This is a genomic window from Streptomyces albireticuli, from assembly GCF_002192455.1.
In the GTDB taxonomy this organism is placed as follows: domain Bacteria; phylum Actinomycetota; class Actinomycetes; order Streptomycetales; family Streptomycetaceae; genus Streptomyces; species Streptomyces albireticuli_B.
The window spans coordinates 2,314,961-2,330,834 of the sequence record NZ_CP021744.1 but is presented as its reverse complement, the minus strand read 5'-3'; the positions used below and the strand labels follow the sequence as shown (position 1 = coordinate 2,330,834).

Genomic DNA, 15,874 nt, shown 5'->3' with positions numbered 1-15,874 from the left:
CTTGGGGGTCAGCCGCCGACTTGAGACCCGACAAGAAGGATCCGCGACCACCGTGTTCGATACCCTCTCCGACCGCCTCGCAGCGACGTTCAAGAACCTCCGGGGCAAGGGCCGCCTGTCAGAGGCGGACATCGACGCCACCGCACGCGAGATCCGCATCGCCCTGCTCGAGGCCGACGTCGCCCTCCCGGTCGTCCGCTCGTTCATCAAGCAGGTCAAGGAGCGCGCCCTCGGCGCCGAGGTCTCCCAGGCGCTCAACCCCGCCCAGCAGGTCATCAAGATCGTCAACGAGGAGCTCATCGGCATCCTCGGCGGCGAGACCCGGCGCCTGCGCTTCGCCAAGACCGCGCCGACCGTCATCATGCTCGCCGGTCTCCAGGGTGCCGGTAAGACGACGCTGGCCGGAAAGCTCGGCCACTGGCTCAAGGGCCAGGGCCACGCCCCGCTGCTCGTCGCCTGTGACCTCCAGCGCCCCAACGCCGTCAACCAGCTCGCGGTCGTCGCCGAGCGCGCCGGTGTCGCGATCTACGCCCCGGAGCCGGGCAACGGCGTCGGTGACCCGGTGCAGGTCGCCAAGGACTCCATCGAGTTCGCCCGGTCCAAGCAGCACGACGTCGTGATCGTCGACACCGCCGGCCGCCTCGGCATCGACCAGGAGCTGATGCAGCAGGCCGCGGACATCCGCGACGCCGTCAGCCCGGACGAGGTCCTGTTCGTCGTCGACGCGATGATCGGTCAGGACGCGGTCAACACCGCCGAGGCCTTCCGCGACGGCGTCGGCTTCGACGGCGTGGTGCTCTCCAAGCTCGACGGCGACGCCCGCGGTGGTGCCGCGCTGTCGGTCGCGCACGTGACCGGCAAGCAGGTCATGTTCGCCTCCAACGGCGAGAAGCTGGACGACTTCGACGCGTTCCACCCGGACCGCATGGCGTCCCGCATCCTCGGCATGGGCGACATGCTCAGCCTCATCGAGAAGGCCGAGCAGACCTTCAGCCAGGACGAGGCCGAGAAGATGGCGGCCAAGCTGGCGAAGGGGCCGAAGGAGTTCACGCTCGACGACTTCCTGTCCCAGATGGAGCAGGTCCGCAAGATGGGCAGCATCAGCAAGCTGCTCGGGATGCTGCCCGGCATGGGCCAGATCAAGGACCAGATCAACAACCTCGACGAGCGCGACGTCGACCGCACGGCCGCGATCATCAAGTCGATGACCCCGGCCGAGCGCCAGGACCCGACGATCATCAACGGCTCCCGTCGCGCCCGTATCGCCAAGGGCTCCGGCGTGGAGGTCAGCGCCGTGAAGAACCTGGTGGAGCGCTTCTTCGACGCCCGCAAGATGATGTCGCGGATGGCCCAGGGCGGCGGCATGCCCGGGATGCCGGGCATGCCGGGCATGGGTGGCGGCGCGGCCCGTAAGAAGAAGCAGGTCAAGCAGGCCAAGGGCAAGCGCAAGAGCGGGAACCCGATGAAGCGCAAGGCCGAGGAGCAGGCCGCGGCCGCCCGCCGTGAGCAGCAGGCGGAGAACCCGCTGGGTCTGCCGCAGGGTGGTCAGTCCGCGCAGAACTTCGAACTGCCGGATGAGTTCAAGAAGTTCATGGGCTGACCTTACGGACAGCCGGAAGCCCCTCGCGGTCGGCCGCGGGGGGCTTCCGTCGTACGGGCGCGAGGGTCGGGCCGTGGCGGCCGGGGCGCGCGTTCCCTCACGCCGTAAGGCTCGCGCGCGTCCTTACGGCGTGCGCTAGACGCGGGCTATGAGATAGCGGAAGACATTGGGCATCCATACGGTGCCGTCACGGCGCAGGTAAGGGTGGAGGGCCTCGGCCAGCTCCTTGGTGACCTGCTCCTCGTCCGTGGCCCGGGCCGCCGCGTCGAAGGCGCCCGTGGAGAGCATGCCGCGGACCGCGCTGCCCATGTCGGCGTAGCCGTACGGGCACGCCACCCGGCCGGAGCCGTCGGGGCGCAGCCCCGCCCGCTGGGCGAGCTCCTCCAGGTCGTCGCGCCCGCTCGGGCGCCAGCGCGCGGGGGCGCACATGGGGTCCGCGAGCCGGGCCGCGACCCGGAGCGCCCCGGAGGCCGCACAGCGCTCCTGGGGGCCCCAGCCGGCCAGGACGACGGGTGCGCCGTGCTCGGCGAAGCCGGCCGCCCGGGCGAGTGCCCCGGCCATGCCGCGGGCGCTGCCGCCCGCGCAGTAGAGCGGGTCGAAGGCCGTGATGAGGTTGAATGCCGGACCGCCGGGGTCCGCGACGGACTCCGGGCCGCCGTGCCCCAGGCGCGCGCCGCCCTCGCGGGCGTCCTCCGGCACCAGGCGCTCACGGGCCAGCGCCAGCCGCCGCCCGTCGGTGTCGACCCCGCGGACCGAGGCGCCCCGGCCCGCCGCCATCAGGAGTGCCAGCCCGGAGCCGCAGCCCAGGCTGAGCAGCCGGGTGCCGGCCCCGACCTCCAGCCGTTCGTACACCGCTTCGTAGAGCGGCACCAGCATCCGTTCCTGGATCTCCGCCCAGTCGCGGGCCCGGGTCATGGACCCGGGCGACGAAGAGGACGGCAGGTGCCGCCGCACGAGCGTTGGTGTCATCGAAAGCGCCCCAATCCGCCGAGAGACGTGTGCGTGCCCGAATCTGCCCCGCCCCCATGTGCTGCCGTGCGCGCTGCTGTGAAGCACCCCCGTATGCCAGAGAACTCCGCTTCCGTCCCCGAGTCCAGAGGGTGGCGCGAGAACACTGCCCGTATGCCCACGATGGCATGTGCCGCGTGCCCGCGCACGGGAAGCCGGGGGTGGCGCGCGCCCCGGCGGGCGGTCCGCCGCGAGGGTCGGCGAGGAGGGGATTCACGCTCGGACGGATCGGCCCCGTACCATTCGCACCATGGCAAAGGCTCCCATTCTCACCCCCCAGGCGGACGACTTCCCGCGCTGGTACCAGGACTTGATCAACAAGGCCGAGCTGGCCGACAACGGCCCGGTGCGCGGCACCATGGTCATCCGCCCGTACGGGTACGGGCTCTGGGAGCGGATGCAGCAGGAGATGGACGCGCGCATCAAGGACGCGGGCGCCTCCAACGCGTACTTCCCCCTCTTCATCCCGCAGTCCTACCTGACGCGGGAGGCCGAGCACGTCGAGGGCTTCGCCCCCGAGCTCGCGGTCGTCACGCACGGTGGCGGCAAGGAGCTGGACGAGCCGGTCGTCGTCCGGCCCACCTCCGAGACGATCATCAACGAGTACTTCTCGAAGTGGGTGCAGAGCTACCGCGACCTGCCCCTGCTGATCAACCAGTGGGCCAACGTGGTCCGTTGGGAGATGCGTCCGCGCGTCTTCCTGCGCACCAGCGAGTTCCTCTGGCAGGAGGGCCACACCGCCCACGCCACGTACGAGGACGCCCGCGACTACGCCGCCCGGATCCACCGTGACGTCTACTACGACTTCATGGTCAACGTCCTGGGCATCGACGTCGTCCTGGGCCGCAAGACGGCCAAGGAGCGCTTCGCGGGCGCCATCAACACCCTCACCCTCGAGGGCATGATGGGTGACGGCAAGGCCCTCCAGATGGGCACCAGCCACGAGCTGGGCCAGAACTTCGCCAAGGCCTTCAACACCTCCTACCTGTCGAAGGACGGGCAGCAGGAGATGGTCTGGCAGACCTCCTGGGGCGTCTCGACCCGGATGGTCGGCGGTCTGATCATGTCCCACGGTGACGACAGCGGCCTGCGGGTCCCGCCGCGCCTGGCCTCCGTCCAGGCCGTCGTCCTCGCGATCAAGGGTGACGACGCCGTGATCGCCAAGGTCCGCGAGATCGGCGACCAGCTCAAGGCCGCGGGCATCCGCGTGCAGGTCGACGACCGCACGGACACCCCCTTCGGCCGCCGCGCCGTGGACTGGGAGCTCAAGGGCGTACCGGTGCGCATCGAGGTCGGCCCGCGCGACCTGGAGAACGGCACCGCGATGCTGGCCCGCCGGATCCCGGGCGGCAAGGCCCCGGTCCGTCTCGACGAGCTCGTCGCGCTGCTGCCGAAGGTCCTGGAGGAGGACCAGGCCACGCTGCTGCGCGAGTCGCGCGAGCGCCGTGAGGCCCGTACGACCGACGTGGCGACGATCGAGGAGGCCGCCGAGGCCGCCGTGGCCGGTGGCTGGGCGCGCATCCCGTGGGCCGACCTCGGCCCGGAGGGCGAGGCCAAGCTGGCCGAGCAGGCCGTGTCCGTGCGCTGCCTGGTCGGCGAGGACGGCTCCGTGCCGGACGCGGACGACGCTCCGGGCACGATCGCCATCGTGGCCCGCGCCTACTGACGCACCCCGGGTGCGCGCGGGGGCGCCCGAATCGGTACGCCCCCGTGATGCGCGCTTACCGAGGAGTCAGTACGTCCCGGCTTGCGAACGGGTGCGCGGGTTCTCCACAGATCTGCGCACCCGCCCTCGTCGCGACGCATGAGCATGAAACTGACTGGTACGTGCAAAATATTTGGGATGGCCCGGTATCGGAACACCGGGCCACCTCTGCTCGTTGTCACGACGTGAGCACGACACCACCTGTTCTCGCCGCAGAGCTGGCGCAGGCGTGGGCCGACATTCAGCGGTACCACCCCGAGCTGCCGGATCTTGCCGCGCCCGAATCCTTGATCGGGGAGTCGTCGTCCGCATGCGGCGCCGAGCTCTCCTTCGAACGGCTGCTGCACGAGGCAGTGCACGGCATCGCGGCCGCCCGCGGTGTCCGTGACACCTCGCGAGCCGGCCGCTACCACAATCGCCGGTTCCTGGCGATCGCCGAGGAGCTGGGGCTCGACCACAGCGAGGAGCCGCATCCCAGCAGCGGCTTCTCGCTGGTCGTACTCAATCCGGAGGCGCGCAAGCGCTACCGCCCGACCATCGACAGACTCCAGCGGGCCCTGAAGGCGCACACGGTCGCCACCACGGCGGCCGACACCTCGCGCACGTTCCGCGGCCCGGCCGCGCGGCACGGCTCGTCCGGCGGAGGGGTGCGCGTCAAGGCGGTGTGCGACTGCGGCCGTAATGTCCGGGTCGTGCCCTCCGTGCTCGCGCAGGCGCCGATCATGTGCGGTGGATGCGGTCAGCCTTTCCGGATCCCCGAGGCGGTCTCGGTCGGCTGACCTGGAGCGGTGTGGCACAATGGGTCGCTGTACTCGACAGTCGCACAGGACCCCTCTCTCCTCCGGCTGACGCGTCCATCGGGCACTCCGAGTGCCGCAACCCCACGTGGCATCCCGTTGTGCCCAACCACGTCAAGACCAGGAGACACCACTCCAGTGGCAGTCAAGATCAAGCTGAAGCGTCTGGGCAAGATCCGTTCGCCTCACTACCGCATCGTCGTCGCCGACTCCCGTACCCGCCGTGACGGCCGGGCCATCGAGGAGATCGGTCTGTACCACCCGGTGCAGAACCCCTCGCGCATCGAGGTCGACTCCGAGCGTGCCCAGTACTGGCTGAGCGTCGGCGCGCAGCCGACCGAGCCGGTCATGGCCATCCTCAAGGTCACCGGTGACTGGCAGAAGTTCAAGGGTCTGCCGGCCCCGGCCCCGATGCTCCTCCCCGCGACCAAGGAGGACAAGCGTCGCGCGTTCGACGAGTTCACCAAGGGTCTCGAGGCCGGCGCCGCGAAGGGTGAGGCCATCACCCCGAAGGCCAAGAAGTCGGAGAAGAAGGACGAGGCCGCCGCGGCCGAGTCCGCTGAGTCGACCGAGGCCTGAGGATGCTCGAGGAGGCCCTTGAGCACCTCGTAAAGGGCATCGTCGACAACCCCGACGAGGTGCAGGTCGCGTCCCGCAACCTGCGGCGCGGGCGTGTGCTGGAGGTCCGGGTCCACCCCGACGACCTCGGCAAGGTGATCGGCCGTAACGGCCGCACCGCACGCGCACTGCGCACCGTCGTGGGCGCCATCGGCGGCCGTGGGATCCGCGTCGACCTCGTCGACGTCGACCAGGTCCGCTGAGAAGCGATTGAGCACCGGCACGGGCCGGGAAGGGTCACGGCCCTTCCCGGCCCGTTGTCGCGTTCGTACGGAAAAGCAGAGGTACAGAAAGTGCAGCTTGTCGTCGGCAGGATCGGCCGCGCCCATGGGATCAAGGGCGAGGTCAGCATCGAGGTGCGTACGGACGAGCCCGAGCTCCGGCTCGGCCCCGGCGCCGTCCTGGCCACGGACCCCGCCGGCGCGGGTCCGCTGACCATCGAGACCGGCCGGGTCCACAGCGGCCGGCTGCTGCTGCGCTTCGCGGGCGTCAAGGACCGCACGGCCGCCGAGGCGCTTCGCAACATCCTCCTGATCGCCGAGGTCGACCCCGAGGAGGGTCCGGAGGACCCCGAGGAGTTCTACGACCACCAGCTGATCGACCTGGACGTCGTCACGGTCGACGGCGAGGAGATCGGCCGGATCACGGAGATCGCGCACCTGCCCGCGCAGGACCTGTTCATCGTCGAGCGCCCGGACGGCGGCGAGGTGATGATCCCCTTCGTCGGTGAGATCGTCACGGAGATCGACCTGGAGGAGCAGCGCGCGGTCATCGACCCGCCGCCGGGTCTGATCAACAGCGCCGAGGCCGTGGTCGCCAGCGCGCGCGAGGCCGACACCGCCGACGCCGACGAGACCGGTGAGTCCGGCGATGTGAAGGGTGACGCCTGATGCGACTCGATGTCGTCACCATCTTCCCGGAGTACCTGGAGCCGCTGAACGTCTCGCTCGTGGGCAAGGCGCGCGCGCGTGGCCAGCTGGACGTGCGCATCCACGACCTGCGGGAATGGACCCACGACAAGCACAACACCGTCGACGACACCCCGTACGGCGGCGGCCCCGGCATGGTCATGAAGCCCGAGCCCTGGGGCGAGGCACTGGACGCGGTCGTCGCGTCCGGGACCGGTGAGGACAAGCCCGTCCTCGTCGTGCCCACGCCCAGCGGCCGGCCGTTCACCCAGGCGCTCGCCGTCGAGCTGTCCGAGAAGCCGTGGCTGGTCTTCACGCCCGCCCGCTACGAGGGCATCGACCGCCGCGTCATCGAGGAGTACGGCGACCGGCTCGACGTCCGCGAGGTCTCCATCGGCGACTACGTACTGGCCGGCGGCGAGGCCCCCGTGCTGGTCATGGTCGAGGCCATCGCCCGGCTGCTGCCCGGTGTCCTCGGCAACGCCGAGTCGCACCGCGACGACTCCTTCGCGCCCGGTGCCATGGCCGATCTGCTGGAGGGCCCCGTCTACACCAAGCCGCCGGAGTGGCGCGGCCGGGGTATCCCGGACGTCCTGGTCAGCGGCCACCACGGCAAGATCGCCCGGTGGCGCCGCGACGAGGCCTTCCGGCGTACGGTCGCGAACCGGCCGGATCTGATCGAGCGCGCGGACCCCGCGGTCTTCGACAAGAAGGACCGCGAGATGCTCTCGATCCTGGGCTGGGGCCCGGGCCCCGACGGCCGATTTTGGCGAGTGGCCCCGGACGTGGAAGAATAAGCCGTTGCCTTGCGCCCGGCGCGCGCCCCTGCCACAGGGGGAACGACGTCCGCCCGGTACAACGCACGACCCCCATCATCATTTCGATTTTCCGCTGATGACCTGTGGCATCAGCGAGGAGAGCAGACGGTCATGAACCTTCTCGACAACGTCGACGCCGCTTCGCTGCGCACCGATGTCCCGTCCTTCCGCCCCGGCGACACCGTGAACGTCCACGTTCGCGTCATCGAGGGCAACCGCTCCCGTGTGCAGCAGTTCAAGGGTGTCGTCATCCGCCGTCAGGGCGACGGCGTGCGCGAGACCTTCACGGTCCGCAAGGTCTCCTTCTCCGTCGGCGTGGAGCGTACCTTCCCGGTGCACACCCCGATCGTCGAGAAGATCGAGCTCGTGACCCGCGGTGACGTCCGTCGCGCCAAGCTGTACTACCTCCGTGAGCTGCGCGGCAAGGCCGCGAAGATCAAGGAGAAGCGCGACAACTGAGCCTGAGGTCGGAGTCCGGGCCGGACCGGGGCCGGATAGGCTTTCGGCTCGATGGACACCGACGTACAGCTTTCGGAGCGCGACCGCTCTCCTGAACCCGTTGCGGGGGAGGAGCAGGGGTCGCGCTCCTCGCGTTTTTCCCCGGGGTCCGCGGCGCGTGCCGCCGGGGCCTGGCTCAGGGGCGGCGGCGCGCTGCGCCGGGCGGGCCTGCTGCTCACGGCCTGCCTGGTCTTCCTGCTCCTGCTCAGCAATTTCGTCGTCCAGCCCTTCCTGATCCCCAGCGGTTCCATGGAGAACACGCTGCGGATCGGGGACCGTGTGCTGGTCAACAAGCTCGCCTACCGCTTCGGCGACGAGCCCCGGCGCGGCGATGTCGTGGTCTTCGACGGCCGGGGTTCCTTCGTCCAGGAGGCGCCCGCCGAGAATCCCGTGGCGGCGCTGGTCCGCAAGGGCGCCTCGTCCGTCGGCCTGATGCGCCCGGCGCAGACCGACTACGTCAAACGGGTCGTGGGCGTGGGCGGTGACCGGGTCACCTGCTGCGACGCGCGGGGCAGGCTGATGGTGAACGGCCGGCCGGTGACCGAGGACTACCTCCACCCGGGGGACGAGCCCTCGGCGGTGCCCTTCGACATCGTGGTGCCGCAGGGGCGGCTGTGGGTGATGGGCGACCATCGCGGCGACTCCCGGGACTCCCGTGACCACCTCGGCGAGCCGGGCGGCGGCACGGTCCCGGTCGGCAAGGTGATCGGGCGGGCCGACTGGATCGGCTGGCCGTTCGGCCGGATGTCCTCGCTGAAACACCCCGACGCCTTCGACGGCGTACCGCCCCCGGGGACGGGGCATTCCGCGGGACCGGGACCCGGGCCGCATGGGTAGCCACGGGCGTACGAGCGCGGCGGACTCCCCCGGGGTGGCCGGCCCGGCCGGCTGGCCGGGCGCTCCGCCGGAGGGCCGGCACGGCGCGGGCCCCGGGCGCGCGGGCGGCCGGGCAGCGCGCCGGAAGGCCGCGCGCCGGGTCGAGCGCCGTCGGCGCCGGTCCGTGGTCAAGGAGGTGCCGATCCTCATAGCGGTGGCCCTGCTGATCGCGCTGGTGCTGAAGACGTTCCTGGTGCAGGCCTTCGTGATTCCGTCCGGCTCGATGGAGCAGACGATCCGCATCGGTGACCGGGTGCTGGTGGACAAGCTGACGCCGTGGTTCGGCTCCCGTCCGGCCCGGGGTGACGTGGTGGTCTTCAAGGACCCGGGCGGCTGGCTCGAAGGTGAGGAGACCAAGGCCGGGCCGGATCCGGTGGGGGTCAAGCAGGTGAAGCAGGCGCTGACCTTCATCGGGCTGCTGCCCTCCGCCGACGAGCAGGATCTGATCAAGCGGGTCATCGGTACGGGCGGGGACACCGTCAAGTGCTGTGATGCGAACGGCAAAATCACCGTCAACGGAACGCCGCTCGACGAGCCGTACGTCAATCCGGGAAATCCGCCGTCGAAACTGGAGTTCACCGTGCGGGTTCCGGAAGGGCGGCTCTTCGTGATGGGGGATCACCGCTCGAATTCCGCTGATTCGCGCTATCACCTGGACGGTCCGGGCCAGGGCACCGTCCCGGAGAAGCTGGTGGTGGGCCGGGCCGCGGTGATCGCCTGGCCGCTCGGCCACTGGCGGAGTCTGTCGGAACCGGACACCTTTGTTTCGGTGGGGGACGCGCCGCGCGCGGGGGCGCGGGCGGCTGATTCGCCGAATAGTGTGTCCCCCATGGATCAGAACGGATCGATCCAGCTCCCGACCCCTGCGGAACTCCCGCTCGTTATGGGAGTGGTGGGCCTGCGTCGTATGTACGACAGGCAGCAGAGTGGAGAGAGGAGCGGATGTGGGGGACTTGGCGGTCGGCGCACGTTCCGGTCACGGAGAGCCCGAGAAGCGACCCGAGGGGCCCGGAGGGGCTGAGGGGAGCGGCGGGACGCCCGGTGGCGAAGCGCCCGAAGCGGCCTTGTCCCAGGCGCCCGTGGCGGCCCAGGCATCCGGCGACGCGGTGGAAGGCCCGGACGGGCCGAAGGACACGGGGAGCGGCGGAGTGACGCCCGACGAGGACGGCGAGGGCCCCGGCGCGACCCGGCCGAAGAAACAACGATCCTTCTGGAAAGAACTGCCGATCCTGGTCGGCATCGCCCTGGTGCTGGCGCTGATCATCAAGACCTTCCTGGTCCAGGCGTTCTCCATCCCCTCGGACTCGATGCAGGACACCCTCCAGCGGGGTGACCGCGTGCTGGTCGACAAGCTGACGCCGTGGTTCGGGGCGAAGCCCGAGCGCGGCGAGGTGGTGGTCTTCCACGACCCGGGCAAGGGCAGCCAGAGCTGGCTCGGCCCCGAGACCCAGCCGCAGGAGACCGGTCCGCTGGGCAGTGGCGTCCAGAAGGTCCTCAGCTTCATCGGGCTGATGCCCTCCGCCGAGGAGCGCGACCTCATCAAGCGGGTCATCGCGGTCGGCGGCGACACCGTGGAGTGCCAGGGCGCCGGCGGCCCGGTGAAGGTCAACGGCAAGGCCCTCGACGAGAAGTCGTACATCTTCCCGGGCAACTCGCCCTGTGACGACAAGCCCTTCGGCCCGATCAAGGTGCCCAAGGACCACATCTGGGTGATGGGCGACCACCGCCAGGACTCCCTGGACTCGCGCTACCACCCCACCCTGTACGAGGGCACGGTGCCGGTCAGCGACGTCGTCGGCCGCGCCATCGTCGTCGCCTGGCCGGTCAACCGCTGGTCCTTCCTGCCCGTCCCGGGCACCTTCGACCAGCCGGGGCTGAACGCCGCGGCCGCCGCCGTGCCCCCGGCGCTCGGCCTCGCGGGCGCGGTGCCGCTGGTCCTGTGGCGGCGGCGCCGGCTGCTCGGCCGGACCACGTCCGTCGCGGCCGTGAAGAGCGCCGCGGACAGGACCTCGTCGAAGGGCTGACTCGCGTCCGTACCGCCCGGTAGTGTGCGATCCCCTGCCCTCGGGCAGGGGATCCGGTCTTTTCGAGGCGGGCGGGAGCTGGGGGATGAGCGGAGCGGGACGTACGGGCGACGGCCGCGGCCGCGCGGGCAGGGTGCTGTCCGGGCTGGCCGTGGCCGTCGGCTGTGTGCTCTTCCTGGGGGGATTCGTCTGGGGCGCGCTGCTGTACCAGCCGTACACCGTTCCCACCGACTCGATGGCGCCGACCATCGGGCAGGGCGCGCGGGTGCTCGCCGAGCGCGTCGACGGCAGTGAGGTGCGGCGTGGCGACATCGTCGTCTTCAAGGACAAGGCCTGGGGCGACGTACCCATGATCAAGCGTGTCGTGGGCGTGGGCGGCGACAGCGTCCGGTGCTGTGACGACCGGGGGCGGCTGACGGTCGGCGGGAAGCCGGTCGAGGAACCGTATCTGCGGGGCGGTGGCCCGGCCTCGCCCACGGAGTTCTCCGCCGACGTCCCCGAGGGGCAGCTTTTCCTCATCGGTGACCACCGCCTGACCTCGGTCGACTCCCGCTCCCACCTGGCCGACGCCTCCCGTGGCTCGGTGCCGCGCGGGGCCGTCGAGGGGCGGGTGGACGCCACGGCCTGGCCGATGGACGGCTGGGGCATGATGGACAGGCCGGAGTCGTTCGCCGCCCTGCCGGGCGGTACGTCCCGGCCGGGGCCGCTGCCAATGGTGCTGGCCGCGGTCGTCGGCGGCGCGGTGCTCATCCTGGGCGGCGCGGCGTACGGACCGGTCGCGAGCCTCCTGAGGCCCCGGCGTGCCACCGGCGTGAGCGAGAACAGGAAGGAGGGGACCGCGGAACGTGTGCGATGAGAGCCCCCGGAAGGCCGCGCGGATCGTCCTCCTCGACCCCGACGAGCGCCTCCTGCTGATCCACGGCTTCGAACCGGAGGATCCCTCGAACACCTGGTGGTTCACCCCGGGCGGCGGCCTGGAGCCCGGTGAGAGCTGGGAGCAGGCGGCCCGCCGGGAGCTGGCCGAGGAAACGGGCGTCACGGAGATCGAACTGGGCCCGCTGCTCTGGCGGCGCGCCTGTTCCTTCCCGTTCGACGGCCGCCGCTGGGACCAGGACGAGTGCTACTACCTGGCGCGCACCCGGCAGCCGGCCATGTGGACCGGCGGGGAGACGGAGCTGGAGCGGCGCAGCGTCACGGGCCTGCGCTGGTGGACGTGCGAGGAACTCCTCGCGACCCGTGAGACGGTGTATCCGACCAAGCTCGCCGGGCTGCTGCGTACGCTGCTCGACGAGGGGCCCCCGCGTACGCCGGTGCTTCTGGAGACGGAGCGCGCCTGACGCACAATAGGGGGACGCACGGCTGAAGGGGAACATGCCATGAGCGCCGAGGACCTCGAGAAGTACGAGACCGAGATGGAGCTGAAGCTCTACCGGGAGTACCGCGACGTCGTCGGTCTGTTCAAATACGTGATCGAGACCGAGCGGCGTTTCTACCTCACCAACGACTACGAGATGCAGGTGCACTCGGTGCAGGGTGAGGTCTTCTTCGAGGTCTCGATGGCCGACGCCTGGGTCTGGGACATGTACCGGCCGGCCCGCTTCGTGAAGCAGGTGCGGGTGCTCACCTTCAAGGACGTGAACATCGAGGAGCTCAACAAGAGCGACCTCGACCTTCCGGGTGGCTGAGTTGTCCACAACCGCCGGGTTTTCCACCAAGATCCAATAGATCGGGGCGGTGGCGGCAGAGTCGGTGCCGGAGGTGGTGCCGATGAACGCCCGAGGAGCTCTCGGTCGCTACGGCGAGAAACTCGCGGCCCGGCGGCTCGCCGAGTCCGGGATCGTCATCCTGGAGCGGAACTGGCGGTGCCGCGAGGGCGAGATCGATCTCGTCGCCCTCGACGCGGACGCCCTGGTCGTGTGCGAGGTCAAGACCCGCCGCTCCGGTGCCTACGAACACCCGATGGCGGCCGTCACCCCGGCCAAGGCCGGCCGATTGCGCCTGCTGGCCGAGCGCTGGCTGGAGCGGAACGGCGGCCCGCCGCCGGGCGGGGTGCGGATCGACGTGGTGGGCGTGGTCGTCCCCGACCGGGGCGCCCCCGCGATCGAGCACGTCAAGGGGGTGGCCTGATGGGCTTCGCCCGTACGTGCTCGGTGGCGCTGGTCGGCGTCGAGGGCGTGGTCGTGGAGGTCCAGGCCGATCTGGAGCCGGGCGTCGCGGCCTTCACGCTGGTCGGCCTTCCCGACAAGAGCCTGTCGGAGAGCCGCGACCGGGTCCGTGCCGCGGTGGTCAATTCCGGGGCCGAGTGGCCGCAGAAGAAGCTGACGGTGGGTCTGAGCCCGGCCTCCGTCCCCAAGGGCGGCAGCGGCTTCGATCTGGCGGTGGCCTGCGCGGTGCTCGCCGCCGCCGAGCGCGTCGATCCACGCGAGATCGCCGACCTGATGATGATCGGCGAGCTGGGTCTCGACGGCCGGGTCCGCCCCGTCCGCGGGGTCCTCCCCGCGGTCCTGGCCGCCGCCGACGCGGGGTACCGCCAGGTCGTCGTCCCCGAGCGCACGACGGCGGAGGCCGCTCTCGTCCCCGGTGTCTCGGTCCTCGGTGTGCGCAGCCTGCGGCAGCTCATCGCCGTGCTGACCGACGAGCCGGTTCCGGACGAGGAGGAGGACCTGCCTCAGGAGGGCCGGCCGGATCCGATGCTGGCGGGGCTCTCGGTGCCGGGGCTGGGTCTGGGCTCGGGAGCGCTCTGCGGTGCGGACGGCGCTGCCCGGGTGCCCGATCTGGCGGAGGTCGCGGGGCAGCGGCAGGCCCGCAAGGCCCTGGAGATCGCGGCGGCGGGCGGTCACCACCTCTATCTCAAGGGCCCGCCCGGAGCGGGCAAGACCTTGCTGGCGGAGCGGTTGCCCGGTCTGCTGCCGCCACTGTCGCAACAGGAGGCCCTGGAGGTCACGGCGGTGCACTCCGTCGCGGGAGTCCTGCCGCCCGGCAAGCCGCTGGTGGACGCTCCGCCGTACTGCGCGCCCCACCACTCGGCCACGATGGCGTCCCTGGTGGGCGGGGGCAACGGCCAGCCGAGGCCCGGGGCGGTGTCCCTGGCTCATAGAGGTGTTCTGTTTCTGGATGAAGCGCCCGAATTCAGCGGGCGGGCGCTGGACGCATTGCGGCAGCCCCTGGAATCCGGGAGCGTCGTGGTGGCCCGCTCCGCGGGGATGATGCGGATGCCCGCCCGCTTTCTGCTGATGCTCGCGGCGAATCCCTGCCCTTGCGGCAGGCACTCGCAGTTCGGAGAGGGGTGCGACTGCCCTCCGGCGGCCATCCGCCGCTATCAGGGCAGGCTTTCGGGGCCCCTGCTGGACCGGGTCGACCTGCGGGTCCGCGTCGAGGCCGTCACCCGGGCCGAACTCACCGGCCGCGACGGCGCGGTGGAGGACACCGCGACGGTCGCCGCGCGGGTCCGCGAGGCGCGGGAGCGGGCGGCGGCCCGGCTCGGCGCCACACCCTGGAGGACCAACGGCGAGGTGCCCGGCCATGAGTTGCGGACCCGGTGGCACCCGCTGCCCGGAGCCCTGGCGGAGGCCGAGCGCGACATGGAGTGCGGCCTGCTGACCGCCCGTGGGCTCGACCGCGTCCTCCGGGTCGCCTGGACCGTGGCCGACCTGGCCGGGCACCCCCGGCCGGACGCGGACGACGTGGCACAGGCACTGCAATTGCGCACCGGCGTCGGCCGCGGTGTGCCCGTCGAGGCGGGGGTGCGCCGATGACCGTCCGGGGCGGGCGCGGGGACCGGGGTGCCGCGCGGGCCGAGGGGGCGTCGTGACTGCCCCCGCCCCGGACCGCCTGGCGCGGGCCGCGCTCACGCGGCTGACCGAGCCGGGGGACGAACGGGTCGGGCGGTGGCTCCGCGAGATGGGGGCCGAGGCCCTCGCCCGGGGGCTGACGGGTGCCGGGCCCGCGCCGCCGGGAGCGGGGGAGGAGCGGCTCGCGGGGTGCCGGGCGCGGGCCGCCGCTCTCGACCCCCGGGGCGACCTCGACGCCATCGCCCGGCTGGGCGGGCGCTTCCTCGTCCCCGGCGACGCCGAGTGGCCGCGACAGCTCGACGACCTCGGCGACGCCCGCCCCCTCGGCCTCTGGGTGCGGGGCACCGCCGACCTGAGGCTCTGGGCCCTGCGCTCCGTCGCCGTCGTCGGCGCCCGGGCCTGCACCGACTACGGCTCGCACGTGGCGACCATCCTCGGCGCCGGTCTCGCCGAGCGCGGCTGGGTGGTGGTCTCGGGGGCGGCGTTCGGGGTCGACGGGGCGGCGCATCGAGGAGCCCTCGCCGCCGGTGGGGCCACCGTGGCCGTGCTGGCCTCGGGCGTGGACGTGCCCTACCCACGCGGACACGCCGAGTTGATCGACCGCATCACGGAACAGGGTCTGGTGCTCGCGGAGTTGCCGCCCGGCGGCCACCCCACCCGCAGCCGCTTCGTCCTCCGCAACCGCGTCATCGCCGCCCTGACGAGGGGAACGGTGGTCGTCGAGGCCCAGTACCGCAGCGGATCGCTGGTCACGGCGCGGTGTGCCCGGCGGCTCGGCCGGCACACGATGGGCGTTCCCGGCCCGGTCACCTCGGGGCTCTCCGCGGGGGTCCATGAACTGCTGCGGGAGGAGGCCCACCTGGTGACCGACGCCGACGAGATCGCCGAGCTCGTGGGCGGCATGGGCGAGCTCGCCCCCGAGCGGCGAGGGCCCGTCGTGGCGCGTGACCTGCTGCCGCCCGCCACGGCCACCGTGCTCGACGCCGTCCCCGGGGGAGCCGGCGGCGACCTCGCCCGCATCGCCCGGAACGCCGGTCTGAGCAGGGACCGCACCCTCGGCGGCCTCTACGAACTCCAGGGTCTGGGCTTCGTCGAACGCCATGGTGATCACTGGAAGTTGGCCGGACCGCCGTCAACATCCGGCACCCCCAAGCCCCTCGGACGGCGCCCCACCACGCGGCGAGGCGGTTCTTGACCTGGGGCGATCGGGTGAAAGGGTTAAGAGGACGAC

General features: G+C 71.6%; 18 protein-coding genes. 17 read left to right on the top strand and 1 reads right to left on the bottom strand.

Annotation, left to right across the window (positions count from 1 at the left end):
* The first annotated feature begins 52 nt into the window (after nt 1–52).
* Nucleotides 53–1,600: a signal recognition particle protein gene (gene ffh / locus SMD11_RS09625; RefSeq protein ID WP_087926058.1), complete on the top strand. Its 1,548-nt coding sequence runs from the start codon at nt 53–55 to the stop codon at nt 1,598–1,600.
* Nucleotides 1,601–1,735: 135 nt separating this feature from the next.
* Here ffh and SMD11_RS09620 read toward each other — a convergent pair whose 3' ends face one another.
* A complete protein-coding gene (locus SMD11_RS09620) occupies nt 1,736–2,569 on the bottom strand; it encodes an SAM-dependent methyltransferase (protein ID WP_087926057.1) in 834 nt (277 codons plus the stop codon).
* Between the two features lie 289 nt (nt 2,570–2,858).
* Here SMD11_RS09620 and proS point away from each other — a divergent pair, with 289 nt between their 5' ends.
* The 16 genes from proS (at nt 2,859) to dprA (ending at nt 15,838) form a co-directional block, all read left to right on the top strand.
* A complete protein-coding gene (gene proS / locus SMD11_RS09615) occupies nt 2,859–4,274 on the top strand; it encodes a proline--tRNA ligase (RefSeq protein WP_087926056.1) in 1,416 nt (471 codons plus the stop codon).
* A gap of 224 nt (nt 4,275–4,498) precedes the next feature.
* Nucleotides 4,499–5,092 (top strand): hypothetical protein, encoded by a 594-nt coding sequence (locus SMD11_RS09610; RefSeq protein ID WP_087926055.1) that lies wholly within the window; start codon nt 4,499–4,501, stop codon nt 5,090–5,092.
* A 156-nt stretch (nt 5,093–5,248) separates the two neighbouring features.
* On the top strand, nt 5,249–5,689 hold the full coding sequence (rpsP, locus tag SMD11_RS09605) for a 30S ribosomal protein S16 (protein WP_087926054.1): 441 nt from the start codon (nt 5,249–5,251) through the stop codon (nt 5,687–5,689).
* Nucleotides 5,690–5,691: 2 nt separating this feature from the next.
* Entirely contained in the window at nt 5,692–5,931 is a 240-nt protein-coding gene (locus SMD11_RS09600) for an RNA-binding protein (RefSeq protein ID WP_020868149.1), read from the top strand.
* A 90-nt stretch (nt 5,932–6,021) separates the two neighbouring features.
* Nucleotides 6,022–6,618, top strand: coding sequence for a ribosome maturation factor RimM (rimM, locus tag SMD11_RS09595; protein ID WP_087926053.1), 597 nt, complete (start codon nt 6,022–6,024; stop codon nt 6,616–6,618).
* On the top strand, nt 6,618–7,433 hold the full coding sequence (gene trmD, locus SMD11_RS09590) for a tRNA (guanosine(37)-N1)-methyltransferase TrmD (protein WP_087926052.1): 816 nt from the start codon (nt 6,618–6,620) through the stop codon (nt 7,431–7,433). The genes rimM and trmD overlap by 1 nt, the downstream gene beginning before the upstream one ends.
* Before the next feature lie 132 nt (nt 7,434–7,565).
* A complete protein-coding gene (rplS, locus tag SMD11_RS09585; RefSeq protein ID WP_087926051.1) occupies nt 7,566–7,913 on the top strand; it encodes a 50S ribosomal protein L19 in 348 nt (115 codons plus the stop codon).
* A gap of 51 nt (nt 7,914–7,964) precedes the next feature.
* Complete coding sequence (gene lepB, locus SMD11_RS09580; RefSeq protein WP_087926050.1) at nt 7,965–8,789, top strand: signal peptidase I; 825 nt, start codon at nt 7,965–7,967, stop codon at nt 8,787–8,789.
* Entirely contained in the window at nt 8,782–9,849 is a 1,068-nt protein-coding gene (gene lepB / locus SMD11_RS09575; RefSeq protein ID WP_087926049.1) for a signal peptidase I, read from the top strand. The genes lepB (SMD11_RS09580) and lepB (SMD11_RS09575) overlap by 8 nt, the downstream gene beginning before the upstream one ends.
* Nucleotides 9,773–10,852, top strand: coding sequence for a signal peptidase I (gene lepB / locus SMD11_RS09570; RefSeq protein WP_418952425.1), 1,080 nt, complete (start codon nt 9,773–9,775; stop codon nt 10,850–10,852). The genes lepB (SMD11_RS09575) and lepB (SMD11_RS09570) overlap by 77 nt, the downstream gene beginning before the upstream one ends.
* 85 nt (nt 10,853–10,937) lie before the next feature.
* Nucleotides 10,938–11,708, top strand: coding sequence for a signal peptidase I (lepB, locus tag SMD11_RS09565; protein WP_087926048.1), 771 nt, complete (start codon nt 10,938–10,940; stop codon nt 11,706–11,708).
* Nucleotides 11,698–12,189 (top strand): NUDIX hydrolase, encoded by a 492-nt coding sequence (locus SMD11_RS09560; protein WP_087926047.1) that lies wholly within the window; start codon nt 11,698–11,700, stop codon nt 12,187–12,189. Before lepB (SMD11_RS09565) ends, SMD11_RS09560 begins: the two co-directional genes overlap by 11 nt.
* A 39-nt stretch (nt 12,190–12,228) precedes the next feature.
* The gene (locus SMD11_RS09555; RefSeq protein ID WP_009714730.1) at nt 12,229–12,537 is read left to right on the top strand and encodes a DUF2469 domain-containing protein; all 309 of its coding nucleotides are present in this window, start codon (nt 12,229–12,231) and stop codon (nt 12,535–12,537) included.
* 82 nt (nt 12,538–12,619) lie between these two features.
* The gene (locus SMD11_RS09550; protein WP_087926046.1) at nt 12,620–12,979 is read left to right on the top strand and encodes a YraN family protein; all 360 of its coding nucleotides are present in this window, start codon (nt 12,620–12,622) and stop codon (nt 12,977–12,979) included.
* Complete coding sequence (locus tag SMD11_RS09545) at nt 12,979–14,607, top strand: YifB family Mg chelatase-like AAA ATPase (RefSeq protein ID WP_087926045.1); 1,629 nt, start codon at nt 12,979–12,981, stop codon at nt 14,605–14,607. The genes SMD11_RS09550 and SMD11_RS09545 overlap by 1 nt, the downstream gene beginning before the upstream one ends.
* Entirely contained in the window at nt 14,576–15,838 is a 1,263-nt protein-coding gene (dprA, locus tag SMD11_RS09540; protein WP_418952424.1) for a DNA-processing protein DprA, read from the top strand. Before SMD11_RS09545 ends, dprA begins: the two co-directional genes overlap by 32 nt.
* The last annotated feature ends 36 nt before the right edge of the window (nt 15,839–15,874 follow it).